This window comes from Cryobacterium sp. M23 (genome assembly GCF_002929655.1).
GTDB lineage: Bacteria > Actinomycetota > Actinomycetes > Actinomycetales > Microbacteriaceae > Cryobacterium > Cryobacterium sandaracinum.
Genome location: NZ_PJJV01000078.1, coordinates 22,441 through 38,168, shown reverse-complemented (window position 1 = coordinate 38,168; position 15,728 = coordinate 22,441). Strand labels below are relative to the sequence as shown.

Annotated in this window: 14 protein-coding genes; 13 read left to right on the top strand and 1 reads right to left on the bottom strand. The window is 67.9% G+C overall.

Translation table 11 applies throughout. The features are described from left to right. Nucleotides 1–180: 180 nt before the first annotated feature. Nucleotides 181–525 (top strand): Rv2175c family DNA-binding protein, encoded by a 345-nt coding sequence (locus CXY82_RS12885; RefSeq protein ID WP_104171273.1) that lies wholly within the window; start codon nucleotides 181–183, stop codon nucleotides 523–525. A gap of 13 nt (nucleotides 526–538) precedes the next feature. On the opposite strand, the gene CXY82_RS12880 is transcribed toward CXY82_RS12885, so the two are convergent. Then, complete coding sequence (locus tag CXY82_RS12880; protein WP_104171272.1) at nucleotides 539–1,660, bottom strand: polyprenyl synthetase family protein; 1,122 nt, start codon at nucleotides 1,658–1,660, stop codon at nucleotides 539–541. 72 nt (nucleotides 1,661–1,732) lie between these two features. Here CXY82_RS12880 and CXY82_RS12875 point away from each other — a divergent pair, with 72 nt between their 5' ends. From CXY82_RS12875 to murC, 12 genes are all read left to right on the top strand, one after another. Beyond that, entirely contained in the window at nucleotides 1,733–2,116 is a 384-nt protein-coding gene (locus CXY82_RS12875; RefSeq protein WP_104171271.1) for a DUF3040 domain-containing protein, read from the top strand. Between the two features lie 264 nt (nucleotides 2,117–2,380). Then, on the top strand, nucleotides 2,381–2,812 hold the full coding sequence (gene mraZ, locus CXY82_RS12870; RefSeq protein WP_104099528.1) for a division/cell wall cluster transcriptional repressor MraZ: 432 nt from the start codon (nucleotides 2,381–2,383) through the stop codon (nucleotides 2,810–2,812). 96 nt (nucleotides 2,813–2,908) lie between these two features. Beyond that, nucleotides 2,909–3,862: a 16S rRNA (cytosine(1402)-N(4))-methyltransferase RsmH gene (rsmH, locus tag CXY82_RS12865; protein ID WP_104171270.1), complete on the top strand. Its 954-nt coding sequence runs from the start codon at nucleotides 2,909–2,911 to the stop codon at nucleotides 3,860–3,862. Continuing rightward, nucleotides 3,859–4,461, top strand: coding sequence for a hypothetical protein (locus CXY82_RS12860; protein WP_104171269.1), 603 nt, complete (start codon nucleotides 3,859–3,861; stop codon nucleotides 4,459–4,461). Before rsmH ends, CXY82_RS12860 begins: the two co-directional genes overlap by 4 nt. A 106-nt stretch (nucleotides 4,462–4,567) precedes the next feature. Next, nucleotides 4,568–6,346 (top strand): penicillin-binding protein 2, encoded by a 1,779-nt coding sequence (locus CXY82_RS12855; RefSeq protein WP_233199340.1) that lies wholly within the window; start codon nucleotides 4,568–4,570, stop codon nucleotides 6,344–6,346. Between the two features lie 13 nt (nucleotides 6,347–6,359). Then, a complete protein-coding gene (locus CXY82_RS12850; RefSeq protein ID WP_104171268.1) occupies nucleotides 6,360–7,904 on the top strand; it encodes a Mur ligase family protein in 1,545 nt (514 codons plus the stop codon). After that, nucleotides 7,905–9,317, top strand: coding sequence for a UDP-N-acetylmuramoyl-tripeptide--D-alanyl-D-alanine ligase (gene murF, locus CXY82_RS12845; RefSeq protein WP_104171267.1), 1,413 nt, complete (start codon nucleotides 7,905–7,907; stop codon nucleotides 9,315–9,317). Further along, the gene (gene mraY, locus CXY82_RS12840) at nucleotides 9,314–10,405 is read left to right on the top strand and encodes a phospho-N-acetylmuramoyl-pentapeptide-transferase (protein WP_104171339.1); all 1,092 of its coding nucleotides are present in this window, start codon (nucleotides 9,314–9,316) and stop codon (nucleotides 10,403–10,405) included. Before murF ends, mraY begins: the two co-directional genes overlap by 4 nt. Next, a complete protein-coding gene (gene murD / locus CXY82_RS12835) occupies nucleotides 10,405–11,961 on the top strand; it encodes a UDP-N-acetylmuramoyl-L-alanine--D-glutamate ligase (protein ID WP_233199339.1) in 1,557 nt (518 codons plus the stop codon). The genes mraY and murD overlap by 1 nt, the downstream gene beginning before the upstream one ends. Next, the gene (gene ftsW, locus CXY82_RS12830) at nucleotides 11,930–13,171 is read left to right on the top strand and encodes a putative lipid II flippase FtsW (protein WP_104171265.1); all 1,242 of its coding nucleotides are present in this window, start codon (nucleotides 11,930–11,932) and stop codon (nucleotides 13,169–13,171) included. Before murD ends, ftsW begins: the two co-directional genes overlap by 32 nt. Further along, nucleotides 13,168–14,238, top strand: coding sequence for a glycosyltransferase (locus CXY82_RS12825; RefSeq protein WP_104171264.1), 1,071 nt, complete (start codon nucleotides 13,168–13,170; stop codon nucleotides 14,236–14,238). Before ftsW ends, CXY82_RS12825 begins: the two co-directional genes overlap by 4 nt. Before the next feature lie 87 nt (nucleotides 14,239–14,325). After that, a complete protein-coding gene (murC, locus tag CXY82_RS12820) occupies nucleotides 14,326–15,723 on the top strand; it encodes a UDP-N-acetylmuramate--L-alanine ligase (protein WP_104171263.1) in 1,398 nt (465 codons plus the stop codon). Nucleotides 15,724–15,728 lie beyond the last annotated feature (5 nt).

Below are 15,728 nucleotides of genomic sequence, written 5' to 3'. Positions count from 1 at the left end.
CTGCTGGCTGGACTGTTCCTGCTGGCTGGTGCCGACATTCCGCTCCCGTCGATTGCGTGCGACAGCGTTGCTGGCACAGTATTGCCCAGTCAATCAGGTTGGCCCCCATTCTGGGCATCAACACGCGCGTTTGCGCCATGAGAGTTTGTCCGCCCTGTCGAATCATGGGAGGCTTGACGAGTGACCGAATCGTTCTCAGATCAAGAGTGGCTGTCCATCGCCGACCTCGTCCGGGTGCTCGGCGTCAGCCAGAGCCGCGTGCGTCAGCTGATCGACGACAAGCAGCTGCTCGCCATGCGCCGTGACAACGGCCCCTTGCAGGTTCCCGCCGCGTTCCTCAGGGACGGCGCCCCGCTGCCTGAGCTGCGCGGCACGCTGATCGTGCTCTCCGACGACGGCTTCAGTGACGAGCAGGCGATGCGCTGGCTCCTTGAGGTCGACGGCAGTCTCGGCGTTCCCCCGGTCCAGGCACTGCTTGCCGGCCGTAAGGCCGAAGTGCGCCGGGTCGCCCAGGCGCTCGCCTGACTTTTCGGCGCTCCTAGAACGCGCGGCGGGTCACCGTCTCGGCCAGCTCCTTCAGCCGCGTCGTGACCGCGCCGCTGATCGGTGATCCCTTGAGAGCTGCGAGGGCCTCGGCGACGTTCGAGTCGATGAGCGCCTCGATCCGCTCGACGGCGCCGCTGTCGACGATGGCGCGCTGCAACATCCCGATCTGTGCTTCCGTCAGCAGCGGGTCACCGAGGAGCGCGTCCAGGTTCTCGCGGGCCGTGTCCGTCAGGTTCTCGCGCGCCAGAGCGACCAGTACAGTGCGTTTGCCCTCGCGGAGGTCGTCGCCGCTCGGTTTGCCGGTGACGGAGGCGTCGCCGAACACCCCGAGCAGGTCGTCCCGAAGTTGGAATGCGATGCCGAGCGGCAGTCCGAAGGCGCGCAGGGCGTCGAGGTGGTCCGGGCCGGCGCCGGCCAGGGCTGCGCCGATCACGAGCGGCGCTTGCACGCTGTACTTGGCCGACTTGAAGACGATGACCCGCAGCGCCCGGTCGAAGAGTTCCGATTCGGGCTGGGTGAACCAGGCGCGTTCTTCGAAGATGTCGAGGTACTGGCCCACGGTGACCTCGGTGCGCATCCGGTTGAATTCTATCCGTGCCCGGACCGCGACCGACGCGTCGGTGGCTGCCGCGAGCCCCTCGTCGAGCAGCTCATCGCTCCAGCCCAGCAGGAGGTCGCCGAGAAGGATTCCGGCGGCCCGGCCGAACGCGACCTGGCTGCCTGCCCATCCGCTTTGGCCGTGCATGCCCTCGAAGAGTTTGTGGGCGGAGGCCGCGCCGCGCCGGGTATCCGAATTATCGATGATGTCGTCGTGGACGAGTGCTGCCGCATGGAAGATTTCCAGGGCCGCCGCCGCGGAGATGACCGGCACCAGCGCGGTCAGGGCGTGGTCGGAATCCCTGTTCGCACCAGTGGATCCGCCTGTGCCGACGCTCTGCCAGCCCCAGTAGCAGAACAGCGCCCGGAAGCGTTTGCCACCGCTGAGAAACTGCCGTGAGAACTCCACCAGCGGCGTGAGATCGGGGCTGATGGTTGTCACAATTGGTAAACGAGTTTCGAGGAATTCGTCGATGCGAGAATGAACCAGATCGATCAGATGATTGCTTTGCGCCACTTGCCTAGCCTAGCCATCACGGCGGGGTTAGACTCGGTGAAGCACAGCGCGATCCTAAATAGGAGGAATGAGATGCCGCTTTCGGAACAAGAGCAGCGACTCCTCGAAGAGATGGAGCGCGGCCTTTACCACAATGACGCCGACTTCGTGGCGACCGTCGGTGGCAGCAACCTCCGGCCCGACTACCGCTCGATTTCCATCGGGGTTCTGGCCGCGGTTGCCGGCATCGGTGCTCTCATCGCCGGCGTGGCCATCCAGCAGCTCTGGCTCGGCGTCCTTGGCTTCATCATCATGTTCGCCGGGGTGTTGTTCGCGACCACGCCCAGCAAGTCCGCCCGGCGGATGTCCGCAGCCGCTCCGCGCTCCCGTCCGAACCAGCAGCAGCGGTCGTCTCAGCGCGGTTTCATGGATCGCATGAACGAACGCTGGGATCGTCGCCAGGACGGCCAGCAGTAACCTCCTCACCACCGCTCGACTGCACTTCCGCTCCACCGCACCTCGCAGAAAGGGCCGATCATCCGATCGGCCCTTTTTTTGTGCCCGAAAACGGCGCGGAATGAATCCCGGCGTTGGATTTCCCTCCACTCTGCTTTTCTCCGTGTTCATGCGGATCAGTAGGGAGAATGTCTCCAATATTTGCGCGTTTATTCTGTTTGGTGGATCGAAGTGGAGTAAAGTGGAGCAAGATCTGGACCGTGACCGGATGAGAGGGGGAGATGAATGTTCTTTGGCACGTACGCCCCCAAGCTCGACGAAAAAGGCCGCATCATCCTTCCCGCAAAATTCCGGGACGAGCTGTCTCCCGGGATCGTCATGACCCGAGGCCAGGAGAACTGCCTCTACGTGTTCACGACCCGGGAGTTCGAGGCGTACTACGCGAAGATCTCCCAGGCGCCGCTCACGGACCAGAGCGGGCGCTCCTTCAGTCGCATGATGTTCTCCGGCGCGAGCGCAGAGCAGCCCGACAAGCAGAACCGGGTGACCATCCCCGCGAACCTGCGCGCCTGGGCCGGGCTCGACCGGGACCTCACCGTGATCGGCGCCGGCAACCGGGTCGAGATCTGGGACACCGCCGCCTGGGACGCGTACCTCTCCGAACAGGAAGAACCATTCGCCAACATCACGGAGGAGGTGATTCCGGGACTCATCTAGCTCCTGACGCCTGACTCCCAGCCGTTCTGCCTGACACACTTCCCCGGTGGCAGAGACGAATGGATGGGGATCAGGAATCAGGAACCACCCGGGACTATGGCCATCAACGACATCCACACCCCAGTTCTGCTCGACCGCTGCGTCGAGCTGCTCGCACCGGCACTGGAACGACCCGGCGCCGTGCTCGTCGACGCCACTCTCGGCATGGGCGGGCACGCCGAGGCGTTCCTGCAGCGATTCCCCGGGCTCGTCCTGGTCGGACTCGACCGGGATCTCGACGCCCTCGCGATCGCCGAGGAGCGGCTGAAGCCGTTCCGCGACCGGGTTCACCTCGTGCACACCGTCTACGACGGTATCCAGGACGCGCTGGCCGGCCTCGGCATCCGCGAGGTGTCCGGCGTGCTCTTCGACCTCGGCGTGTCCTCGCTCCAGCTCGACCGGGTCGAGCGTGGTTTCTCCTATTCCAAGGACGCGCCGCTGGACATGCGCATGGACAACACCAGCGACCTGACGGCCGAGCGCATCGTGGCCACGTACAGCGAGCAGGAGCTGCGCCGGATCTTCCACGAGTACGGCGAGGAGAGGCTGGCGGCACGCTACGCCAAGGCCATCGTCGAGGCCAGGGAGACCACCCCGTTCGTGCGGTCGGCCCAGCTGGTCTCCGTGATCACCGCCGTCACACCGGTCGTCGTTCAGCGCGCCGGACACCCCGCGAAGCGGGTCTTCCAGGCGCTGCGCATCGAGGTCAACCAGGAACTCGCCGTGCTCGAGCGCGCCATTCCCGCAGCGCTCGATTCGGTCGCGGTCGGTGGGCGCATCGTCGTCATGGCCTACCAGTCCCTCGAGGACCGGATCGTGAAGAAGACCCTGGCGAAGGCATCCGGCTCCACCGCCCCTGCCGGATTGCCGATCGAACTTCCCGAACACAAACCACTGTTCAAGCTTGTGATCCGAGGGGCCGAATTGGCCTCGGACGAAGAAAAGGCGAGAAACCCGCGCGCAGCGCCGGTTCGCCTTCGCGCCGCCGAGCGACTGAGGAGAGCCGCATGAGTGACAACCTCGCACGCGCACCACGACCCAATTGGGAGAGCACCGCCGACACCGTTTCGGTGCCGGAGCCTCGCCACATCGAGATCGTCTCGCCGCGCAGCCAGCGTCACGCGCGTCCGAAGATCGTCTACGCCCTCTCGGCCGTCACCGGCGTGGCCGCCATCGTGCTCGCCCAGCTGCTGCTGAGCGTCGGGATCTCCCAGTCCGCCTACGAGGTGTCCCGGCTGCAGGCCAGCCAGGTCGAACTCGGGCGCACGGCGGAGAGCGTCACCGAGGACCTCGTGCGGGTCTCGTCCCCGCAGAGCCTGGCCGCGAACGCGGAAGCACTCGGCATGGTCAGCAACTCCAACCCGGTGTACCTCCGCCTGTCCGACGCCGCCGTTCTCGGCGCGCCCGCCTCCGCCAGCGGAAGCTCGGCCGGTACGGCGAGTCTGGTGCCCAACTCGCTCCTCGCCGGCGTACCTTTGGTCACGGAACTGCCGCAGAACACCGGTCAGGGAGCCAGCCTCGGCGGTTCACCGGCCGAGGTCCCCGCGGCGGTCGCCCCGGTTGCCCCGGCAGCCGAACCCAACGCTCTGCCGACGCCCACGACCCGCTAGCCCGCCCCGGTTCGCCCGTCTCGCGAGGGACGTCCCGCCCGCCTCCCGTTAGTTTCGTTCCCAGAACGCGCCCAACCCGCGGCTCCGGCCGCAGTAAGGAATCGCAGTGGCGAGCAGCTCCCGGTCCAGCAGGCGGCGCAGTGCCGCGACGATCCTGATCCTGTTCGTGTTCGTGGCCGTATTCGTGGTCAGGCTCGTCGACATCCAGGTCGTGCGCGCCGAGACGCTCAGCGCCGACTCGCTGGGCAACCGGTCGGTCGAGCAGCCCGTCTACGGAGCCCGCGGAGACATCGTCGACACGAACGGGGTCGTCCTGGCCGGCACGGTCATGCGGTATGACATCACCCTGTCTCCGCGGAACGCCGCGGAATTCGACCGCACCACCGACGATGGGGCCGTGACCGTGACGGTCGCGCAGGCGGCCGCGGAGGTGGGCGCCCTCACCGGGCAGACCGGCGACGAGATCCTCCAGATCATCTCCGGCTCCCTGGCCGCCGACAAGGACTCCGACTACGCCGTCGTCGTGCGGGCCGTGGACGTCTCGGTGTTCCGGGCTATCGACCAGCTCGACATCCCGTGGATGTACGCCGAGAAGAACCCGGGCCGGGTCTACCCGGACGGCGCCGTGGCCGGCAACCTGGTCGGATTCGTCTCCTCCGGGGGAGAGGCTCAGGCCGGCATCGAGCTCGGGCAGGACGCCTGCCTCGCGAGCACCAACGGCACGGAGACCTATGAGAAGGGAGCGGATGGCGTGCGCCTGCCCCAGAGCACCGTCACCACGGTCCGGGCCAAGGACGGCGGCGACGTCGTCACGACCATCGACTCCGACCTGCAGTGGTTCGTGCAGCAGGCGCTGGCCGAACAGGCCGTCGCCACAGGCGCGGCCTGGGGCAACGTGGTGGTGCAGGAGGTGAAGACCGGGAAGCTCGTCGCGGTCGCCGACTACCCGTCGGTCGACCCCAACAACGTCAACGGCACCCCCGACGCCGAGGACCGCGGCTCCCGGGCCTTCACCGCCCCCTTCGAGCCCGGTTCTACGTACAAGGCGCTGACCACGGCATCCGTTCTCGACGCGGGGGCCGCCACCCCGCTGAGCCGGGTCGTCGCGCCCTACCGGTACCTGCCTCCCAACGGTGCCAACGTGAACGATAGCTCCAACCACGCCGACCTGAACCTCACCCTCACGGGCGTGATGATCGAGTCTTCGAACACGGGCATGTCGAAGTTCGGCGAGTTGATCAGTGACCAGCAGCGCTACGACTATATGAGTAAATTCGGTGTGGGCTCGGCCTCGGAGTCGGGTTTCCTCGCCGAGGAATCCGGCACCCTGCGCCCCTTCGAAGATTGGGACAACCAGACCAAGTACGCGACCATGTTCGGTCAGGGGCTCACCACCACGGCCATCCAGGTCTCCAGCATCTACCAGACCCTGGCCAACAACGGCGTGCGGATGCCCGTGCAGCTGGTCGCAGGCTGCCGCCACGCTGACGGCAGCATGACCGACGTGCCCGAAGCGGTCGGCACCCCGGTCGTGTCGGCCGCCGCCGCCCGGGAGACCGCAGACATCCTCGAGATGGTCTACCAGAAGGCCTGGCTGGCCAAGACGTGGGAGATTCCGGGCTACCGGGTGGGCGCGAAGACCGGGACGGCGCAGATGCCCGATGGTCGGGGTGGGTACACCAAGGGGTACCTGGTGTCGGTCTCCGGCTTCGCTCCGGGCGACGATCCGCAGTATGTCGTTTCGGTCAGCCTCGCCGACCCTGTTAAACTGAACTCTTCCGCGGCATCTGCTCCGATCTTTCAAGAGGTCATGAGTCAGGTGCTGAAGAAGTACCGGGCAGTCCCCTCGGGCGCCACCGCGCCTGCCCTTCCCGGTACCTGGTAAGAAAGCGAGCCCCGTGACCGAATTGGCACCCTCGGCTCTCCGTCCTCAGCATCCGGTCCCCAGATCGTTGTCGGGACTGGTCGATGAATTCGAACTGTATGTGCACGGCGATGTCGATGGCCTCGAGGTCACCGGCGTGAGCCTGAGCTCCCGAACCGTTCAGCCCGGAGACCTCTATGTCGGCGTTCCCGGGCGCGCGAGTCATGGCGCGACCTACGCCGCCGGCGCCCGCGAGTCCGGTGCGGTCGCGATTTTGACCGATGAGGCCGGGGCGGTGCTGGCCGCCGACAGCGGCCTGCCGATCCTGGTGACCCCGGACGCGCGCGCCGCGCTCGGTGCCGTCGCCGCCTGGATCTACCGCACCGACGCCAATCCGGCCACGCTCTTCTCCGTCACCGGCACCAACGGCAAGACCAGCGTGGTCTACCTCCTCTTCGCCCTGCTCAACCAGCTGGGCGTCGTGGCCGGCCTCACTTCGACGGCCGAGCGCCGCATCGGCGACCTCGCCGTGGTGAGCTCGCTGACAACCCCGGAGGCAACCGAGCTGCACGCCCTCCTCTCCCGCATGCGAGAGGCCGAGGTGCGCGCCGTTGCGATCGAGGTGTCCGCCCAGGCGCTGACCCGCCACCGCGTGGACGGGCTCGTCTTCGACGTCGCCGGGTTCACGAATCTGAGTCACGACCACCTCGACGACTACGCGGGCCTCGACGAGTACTTCCAGGCCAAACTCGAGCTGTTCCAGCCCGACCGCTCCCGGCGGGGCGTCATCACGGTCGACTCCGACTGGGGCCGCCGCATCGTCGACGAGTGCCGCATCCCCGCCACCACCCTGAGCAGCAACCCGGACGTCGCCGCCGACTGGCACATGTCCATCGTCTCCGAGAGCGCGCTGTACACCGAGTTCCTGCTCGAGGGCCCCGAAGGGCGCCGCCTGCAGACCCGGGTTCCCCTGGTCGGCTGGTTCATGGCCGCCAACGCCGCCCTGGCCATCCTGATGCTGGTCGAATCCGGCTACGACCTCGAGGCGATCGCCCATTCCCTCGATCGTGACGGCGGAATCGACGTCTACATCCCCGGGCGCGCCGAGCGCATCTCCGGGGACACGGGACCGCTCGTCTACATCGACTACGGGCACAGCCCGGACGCGTTCCTGAACACCCTCGCCGCCATCCGTAAGTTCACTCCCGGCCGACTGATCATGGTCTTCGGCGCCGACGGCGACCGCGACACCACGAAACGGGCGGACATGGGGGCGATCGCTGCCCGCGGGGCGGATGTCGTCGTGATCACCGACTTCCACCCTCGGTTCGAGGACCCCGCGGCCATTCGTGCCACTCTGCTCACTGCCGCACGGGAGGCCGTGCCCGGCGGAGAGTTCCATGAGGTGCCCGACCCCCGGACGGCGTTCCGGACGGCGCTGTCCCTAGCGAAAGAAGGCGACGCGATCTTGTATGCGGGACCCGGCCATGAAAATTACCACGAGGTTGCCGGCGTGAAGATTCCGTACTCCGCCCGGGACGATTCCCGCCAGGCGCTGCGCGATGCGGGGTGGCTGTAGATGATCGCCCTGACCCTGGGCCAGATCGCCCTGGCCGTCGACGGCACGCTCCACCTGGACGGAACCTCTCGGAGCATCGACTCCGTGACCGACGGAATGGTGCACACCGACTCGCGCGACACCGTTCCCGGCTCCATCTTCGTGGCCAAGCCCGGTGCGGTGACTGACGGCCACCTCTTCTCCCCGGCCGCCGTCGAACGCGGCGCCACCCTGCTGATCGTCGAACGACACCTTGATCTCCCCGTGGCGCAGATCGTCGTGCCGGACGCCGTGCTCGCCCTCGGCGCCCTCGCCACCGACGTCGTGGCCCGCGTGCGGGAAGCCGGCAACCTCAAGATCGTCGCCGTCACCGGATCCAACGGCAAGACCACGACGAAGAACCTGCTCCGCGCCGTGCTCGAGCGCGTCGGCCCGACCGTCGCGGCCCGCGCATCTTTCAACAACGAGGTCGGCGCGCCGCTGACCATGCTCGAACTGACCCGCGACACCCGTTTCCTGGTGGCGGAGATGGGCGCGAGCGGCGTCGGAGAGATCGCCCGGCTCATCCGGATGGCCCGTCCCGACATCGGGATCGTGCTCAAGGTCGGCCTCGCACACGCCGGCGAATTCGGAGGCATCGAAGCCACGGTCCGCGCGAAGACCGAAATGGTCACCGAGCTGCTGGCGACGGATGTCGCCGTGCTGAATACCGACGACCCGCGCGTCGCCGGTATGGCCGCCTCCACCCGGGCCCGGATCGTCTGGTTCGGCCAGTACGGCGACGAGGGAGTGCGCGCGACCGCGGTGCACGCCTCCGCGTCCGGAACGACGTTCACGCTGCACCTGGCCTCGGGCCAGTCCCGCCCGGTGGCGTTCCAGGTGCTCGGCGAACACCATGTCATGAACGCTCTGGCCGCCGCCGCCGCCGCCGAGATCCTGGGGGTCGCGATCGACGACATCGTCTCCGCCCTCGAATCCGTGCAGACCGCCGAACGTTGGCGCATGCAGGTCATGGGCGGCCGGGACGGGGTGACCGTCATCAACGACGCCTACAACGCCAGCCCGGACTCCATGACGGCGGCGCTCAAGACCCTCGCCCAGATCGGTGTTCCCGGCCGGCGCACCATCGCGGTTCTCGGCGAGATGAGCGAGCTGGGCGAACTGGCTGGTGAGGAACACGACCGCGTCGGGCTGCTCGCCGTGCGCCTCAACATCTCCCAGCTCATCGTGGTCGGGCGCGGCGCCCGGCGCATGCACATCAGCACCATCAACGAGGGATCCTGGGACGGGGAGTCGGCCTTCGTCGAGAATGCCGACGAGGCCTTCGACCTGCTCTGCGCCACGGTGCAACCGGGGGACACCGTGCTGGTGAAATCCTCCAATTCCGCCGGCCTGAGATTTTTGGGCGACCGTCTGGGAGAGTGGTTCTCGTGAGAGCACTTTTGATGGCCGGAGCCTTCTCCCTCGTCTTCACCCTGTCGCTGACGCCGCTGTTCATCCGGCTGTTCAAGAAGCTGGGCTGGGGACAATTCATCCGCGACGACGGCCCGCAGAGCCACCACGCCAAGCGCGGCACGGCCACCATGGGTGGCATCATCATCATCCTCGGCGCCGTGGTCAGCTATTTCTCGGCGATGTGGCTGACCGGGTCCCCGGTCACGGCGTCGCCGCTGCTGGTGCTGTTCATGATGGTGGGCCTCGGCATGGTCGGCTTCGTCGACGACTTCCTGAAAACGCGGAACCAGCGCAGCCTCGGGCTCGGTGGCTGGGCCAAGATCACCGGCCAGGTTCTCGTGGCCGGCACGTTCGCCATCCTGGCCATCCAGTTTCCGAACGCCAACGGCGTCACGCCGGCGTCGACCCAGATCTCGTTCCTGCGAGATCTGCCGCTGGACTTCATGCAATTGGGCAGCATCATCGGCATCTCCCTGTTCGTGCTGTGGATCTGTCTGATCGTGACGGCCACGTCCAACGGCGTCAACGTCACCGACGGCCTCGACGGGCTCGCCACCGGGTCGTCGATCCTGTCGATCGGCGCGTTCATCGTGATCGGCTTCTGGCAGTCCAACCAGGCCCGCTTCGGGGGAGCGGACATCGCCGACCTCTACCGCGCCTACGACGTTCGGGACCCGCTCGACCTGGCCATCGTCTCCGCGGCCATCGTCGGCGGCCTGATCGGCTTCCTCTGGTGGAACACCTCGCCGGCCAAGATCTTCCTGGGCGACACCGGTTCGCTCGGCATCGGCGGCGCCCTCGCCGCCCTGGCCATCCTGAGCCGCACCGAACTGCTGCTCGTGCTGATCGGCGGCCTGTTCGTGATCGAGGCCGGATCGGTGATCGTGCAGCGCGCCTACTTCAAGGTGACCCGCGGCCAGCGCATCTTCCTGATGAGCCCCATCCATCACCACTTCGAGCTCAAGGGCTGGGCCGAGGTCACCGTGGTGGTGCGTTTCTGGATCATCGGCGGGCTGTTCGTGGCCGCCGGCGTCGGCACCTTCTACCTCGAATGGCTGGCCAGCTAGTGGCTGGTCGCCACGCCGATGAGGCCGGGTCCGCTGGGGCTGACGCCGCGCGCCTCGACGGGTTGACCAGCTGGCACTCCGACTGGTCCGGCCTCCGTGTCGCCGTGCTCGGTCTGGGCGTCACCGGCTTCGCAGCCGCCGACACCCTCGTCGAACTGGGCGCGGATGTGCTCGTCGTGGCGGGGGACGCCCCTGCCGACACCATCCGCCTGCTCGACGTGATCGGGGCGGGACTGGTGCGGGCCGCGCCGGGCGTCGTTCCGCATGAACTGACCCGGCACCGGCCGGAGGTTCTGATCGCCTCGCCCGGCTACCACCCCGACCACGCTCTGCTGCTCTGGGCCGCTCGGGCCGGGGTACCGGTCTGGGGAGACATCGAGCTGGCCTGGCGCCTGCGGGACAAGGTCGGGCCCGCGGCCGAGTGGATCCTCGTCACCGGCACCAACGGCAAGACCACCACCGTGCAGCTGACGGCCACCATGCTCGCCGCCGCCGGCCTGCGCGTCGCACCCTGCGGCAACATCGGTGTGCCCGTCCTCGACGCCGTGCGCGACCCGCAGGGCTGGGACGTGCTCGTGGTCGAACTCTCCAGCTACCAGCTTCACCACCTGCCCCGCACCGGTCCCGGCGCCCTCGTGCCGTTCTCCAGCGTCTGCCTCAACATCGCCGACGACCACCTCGACTGGCACGGTTCGGCCGAAGCGTACCGCGATGCGAAAGCCACTGTCTACGCCAATACCCAGGTGGCCTGCGTCTACAACAAGGCGGATGCCGCGACCATCCGCATGGTCGAGGACGCCGACGTGCAGGAGGGTGCCCGGGCCATCGGCTTCGGCCTCGGCGCCCCCGGGCCCAGCGACTTCGGCATCGTCGAGGGCATCCTCTGCGACCGCGCGTTCCACGAGGACCGGTTCGAGACCGCCATCGAGATCACCACCGCGCCGGAACTCCGGGCCCGCGGGCTCAGCGCGCCGCACCTGCTCGCCGACATCCTCGCTGCCAGCGCTCTGGCCCGGTCCTTCGGCGTCGCGCCCGGCGTCATCCACGACGCCCTGGAGGGTTTCCGCCTCGACGCGCACCGGATCGAGATCGTTGCCGAGTTTGCCGGCATCCGCTGGATCGACGACTCGAAGGCCACCAACCCGCATGCGGCGGATGCTTCGCTCACCGCTTTCGAGACCGTCGTCTGGCTGGTCGGCGGCCTGCTCAAGGACGTCGACGTCGATGACCTGGTAGCCCGGCACGTCGGCCGCCTGCGCGGGGCCGTGATCATCGGAGCCGACCGCTCCGTGTTACGGGACGCATTCGCGCGACACGCGCCGGAGCTGCCGGTGTTCGAGATCGACGCCGACGACACTGGTCAGGTGATGCCCGGGGCGGTCCGCCTCGCGGCCGGTCTCGCAGAAACCGGCGACGTCGTGCTGCTGGCCCCGGCCGCGGCGTCTATGGACCAGTTCACCGACTACGCCCAGCGGGGCCGGTTGTTCGCAGAAGCCGTACGGGAGCACCTGGGAGGTGAGGCGGATGAAGACTCCGCCTCGAACCCCGGCGCCTAGGCAGGCCGCGCCCGTCGCCTCCACCCGAATTCATTTCGGCCGGGTGTTCAAGGCCGAGTCCGCGAGCTATTTCCTGCTGCTCGGCACGACCCTGTTCCTCGTCGTGTTCGGCCTGGTCATGGTGCTGTCGTCTTCCTCGGTCGACTCCTACCTGGAGAACACCGGCTTCTTCGGCACCGTCCTGCGCCAGGGGGGATTCGCGCTGATCGGCGTTCCGGTGATGCTGATGATCAGCCACCTGCCGCTGAAGTTCTGGCGGCGTGTGGCCTGGCCGATGCTCATCGTCGCCTGTCTCCTGCAATGCCTGGTCGTGTTCACGCCGCTGGGCGTCGAGGTGGCCGGCAACACCAACTGGCTGTCGGTCGGCGGAGTCCAGTTCCAGCCCTCCGAGGCGATCAAACTCGCCCTCGTCGTCTGGCTGGGCATGATCCTGTCGCAGAAGGAGAAACGGCTCGACGACTGGCGCCACGTGTACATTCCGGTCTTCGGCGTGGGCGGCGGCGCCGTGCTGCTCGTTCTCATCGGCGGTGACCTCGGAACCGTCCTGATCATGGCCGGTATCCTCTTCGGAGCCCTGTTCTTCGCCGGCGTGCGACTGCGCCTCCTGGCAGTGCCTCTCGGCGCCGGGGTCGTGCTCGCGGTTCTGATGGCGTTGACGAGCACGAACCGGATGACCCGCATCCTGAGCTTCATGGGAGCCGGTTGCGAAGAGCTCGACGGCCCCATCTCGGCACCCTGCTGGCAGCCGCTGCACGGCACCTGGGCACTCGCTAACGGCGGGATCTTCGGCGTCGGGCTCGGCAATTCCAAGGCCAAGTGGTCCTGGCTGCCCGCGGCCGACAACGACTACATCTTCGCCATCGTCGGCGAGGAACTCGGACTGATCGGGGCGATCGTCGTCCTATTCATGTTCATCCTGCTGGCCTTCGCGTTCCTGCGCATCATGCGCACCGGCACGAGCCTGCAGGCCCGCGTGTCGACGGCCGCCGTGCTCGTCTGGCTGATCGGCCAGGCCTTCGTCAACATCGGCGTGGTCCTGGGCGTGTTCCCGGTGCTGGGTGTTCCGCTCCCGCTGGTGTCCGCCGGCGGCACCGCCCTGCTCACGACCCTCGGCGCGATCGGCATCGTGCTCTCATTCACCCGGGGCGACCACGCGGAGCCGCCACGATGCGCCGCCATGTCAACCGACACGTCAGGAGCCCGACAGTGACCACCTATCTGCTGGCCGGGGGCGGAACCGCCGGCCACGTGAACCCGTTGCTGGCCGTCGCCGACACCATCATGAGCCGGGAACCGGATGCGACAGTCATCGTTCTCGGCACCAGGGAGGGCCTCGAGGCCCGCCTGGTGCCGGCCCGCGGCTACGAGCTCGTCTTCGTTCCCCGATTGCCTTTCCCACGCCGGCCGAACCGACAGGCCCTCTCCTTTTTGCCACGGCTGAACCGGGCCATTGGCGACGTGGCCGATCTGATCCGGTTCCGCACGGTCGACGTCGTCGTCGGGTTCGGCGGCTACGTATCGACCCCGGCCTACTTCGCGGCACGCCGGGCCGGGGTGCCGATCGTCATCCACGAGGCCAATTTCCGGGCCGGGCTGGCCAACCGGCTCGGCGCCTGGTTCACCCACCACGTCGCGGTGGCCTTTCCCGGCACCCGGATCCGCCACCCGCACGTCGTCGGGATGCCGCTGCGACCCGAGATCGCCGAGCTTGACCGGGCTCAGGCGCGCCCGGAGGCCTTGGCGCTCTTCGGCCTCGACGCCGACCGCCCCACCCTGCTGGTCACCGGCGGATCCCTGGGCGCTCGGCGCCTGAACAACACCATCGCTTCCTCGGCTCCCGGTCTGATCAAGGCCGGCTGGCAGGTGCTGCACATCACCGGTGAGAAGTCGGAGGTGACAGACCCAGGTCTGCACCACTACCGCCTGATCTCCTACTGCGACCGGATGGACCTGGCGCTGTCCGCGGCGGACTTCGCGGTGTCCCGGGCCGGCGCCGGAACCGTGTGCGAACTCAGCGCTCTCGGCATCCCGGCCGTCTACGTGCCGTACCCCGTCGGCAACGGCGAGCAGCGCTTCAACGCGGCGGACGTCGTGCGCGCCGGCGGCGGGATCCTCGTCGACGATGTGGACTTCGTGCCGAACTGGGTGCAGCACGAGCTCGTTCCCGTGCTCACCGACCGGGAGCGCGTGCGCCGGATGGGCGTCGCGGCGGCATCCGTCGGGGGACTCGACGGCTCGGCGCGAATGACCGACTTCATCCACGCCGCCCTCGCCTGATCACAGCGGCTAACGTTGTTCCAGCACCAGAACACCAGCACCGAACGCACACCAGCATTCGTCTCCGACTGAGAAGAGCCAGCAACCGTGATCAAGCCCGACCTGAACCTCACCATTCCCCGTGACCTCGGCACGGTGCATTTTGTGGGCATCGGCGGCTCCGGGATGAGCGGGATCGCACGGCTGTTCCTCGCCGCCGGGCATACCGTGACCGGCTCGGATGTGCGCGAGTCCGACAACGTGCTCGCCCTGCGCGAGCTGGGAGCCCACATCGCGATCGGCCACGCCGCTGAGAATGTCGGCGAAGCCGACAGCCTCGTCGTCACGGGGGCACTCTGGCAGGACAACCCGGAATACGTGCTGGCGAACGAACGCGGTCTCCCCGTGCTGCACCGCTCCCAGGCGCTTGCCTGGCTGATCGAGAAGCACCGCCTCGTCGCCGTCGCGGGCGCCCACGGCAAGACCACCTCGACCGGCATGATCGTGACCGGCCTGCTCGGCCTGGGCACGCATCCCAGCTTCGTCAATGGCGGTGTGATCGAATCGCTCGGCGTGTCGGCCGGCGCGGGCACCGACGACCTCTTCGTGGTCGAAGCCGACGAGTCGGACGGCTCGTTCCTGCTCTACAACACGGCCGTCGCCCTGGTCACCAACGTCGACCCTGACCACCTCGACCACTACGGTTCGCTCGAGGCCTTCGAGGCCGCGTTCGTCGAATTCGCACAGAACGCGACCGAGTTCGTGGTCATCTCCTCCGACGACGCCGGCGCGGTCAGCGTGACGGGCAAGCTCGCCGGCAAACGGGTCATCACCTTCGGCGAGGACGCCGCGGCCGACGTGCGCGTGCACTCGGTCGTCACCGACGGACCGGTGCGTTTCGGCGTGGCCTGGGCCGGAAGCGATTACTTCGCCACCCTCCGAATCCCAGGTCGGCACAACGCCATCAACGCCGCCGGCGCCTTCGCGGTGCTCGTCGGCCTCGGTTTCGCCCCGGAGGCGTCCCTGGCCGCCATCTCGGATTTTGGCGGCACCGAGCGCCGCTTCGAATTGCACGGCACCGTGGGTGGGGTCAGCGTCTACGACGACTACGCCCACCACCCCACCGAGGTGGCCGCGGCGCTGTCCGCCGCCCGCACGGTGGTCGGCGGCGGCCGGATCATCGCCGTGCATCAGCCGCACCTCTACAGCCGCACTCGGCTGTTCGCCCAGGAATTCGCCCAGACGCTTGAGGAGAAGGCGGACCAGACCGTCGTCCTCGGCGTGTACGGCGCCCGGGAAGACCCGGAGCCCGGCGTGACCGGCGCCCTCGTTTCCGAACGGTTCACGGATGCCGGCAAGGTCGTCTACGTGCCCGACTGGCAGGAGGCCGCCGACTACGTCGCCTCGATCGCCCGGGACGGCGACTTCGTCGTCACCCTCGGCTGCGGCGACGTCTACCGGATCGTTCCCCAGCTGCTCGCCTCGCTCACGCAGGCGCGCGGATGACCCGC

Coding starts and splice junctions, on each gene's coding strand:
- CXY82_RS12875 (WP_104171271.1), top strand. CDS start 1,733: ATGCCGCTTTCGGAACAAGAGCAGCGACTCCTCGAAGAGATGGAGCGC.
- mraZ (WP_104099528.1), top strand. CDS start 2,381: ATGTTCTTTGGCACGTACGCCCCCAAGCTCGACGAAAAAGGCCGCATC.
- rsmH (WP_104171270.1), top strand. CDS start 2,909: ATGGCCATCAACGACATCCACACCCCAGTTCTGCTCGACCGCTGCGTC.
- CXY82_RS12860 (WP_104171269.1), top strand. CDS start 3,859: ATGAGTGACAACCTCGCACGCGCACCACGACCCAATTGGGAGAGCACC.
- murF (WP_104171267.1), top strand. CDS start 7,905: ATGATCGCCCTGACCCTGGGCCAGATCGCCCTGGCCGTCGACGGCACG.
- ftsW (WP_104171265.1), top strand. CDS start 11,930: ATGAAGACTCCGCCTCGAACCCCGGCGCCTAGGCAGGCCGCGCCCGTC.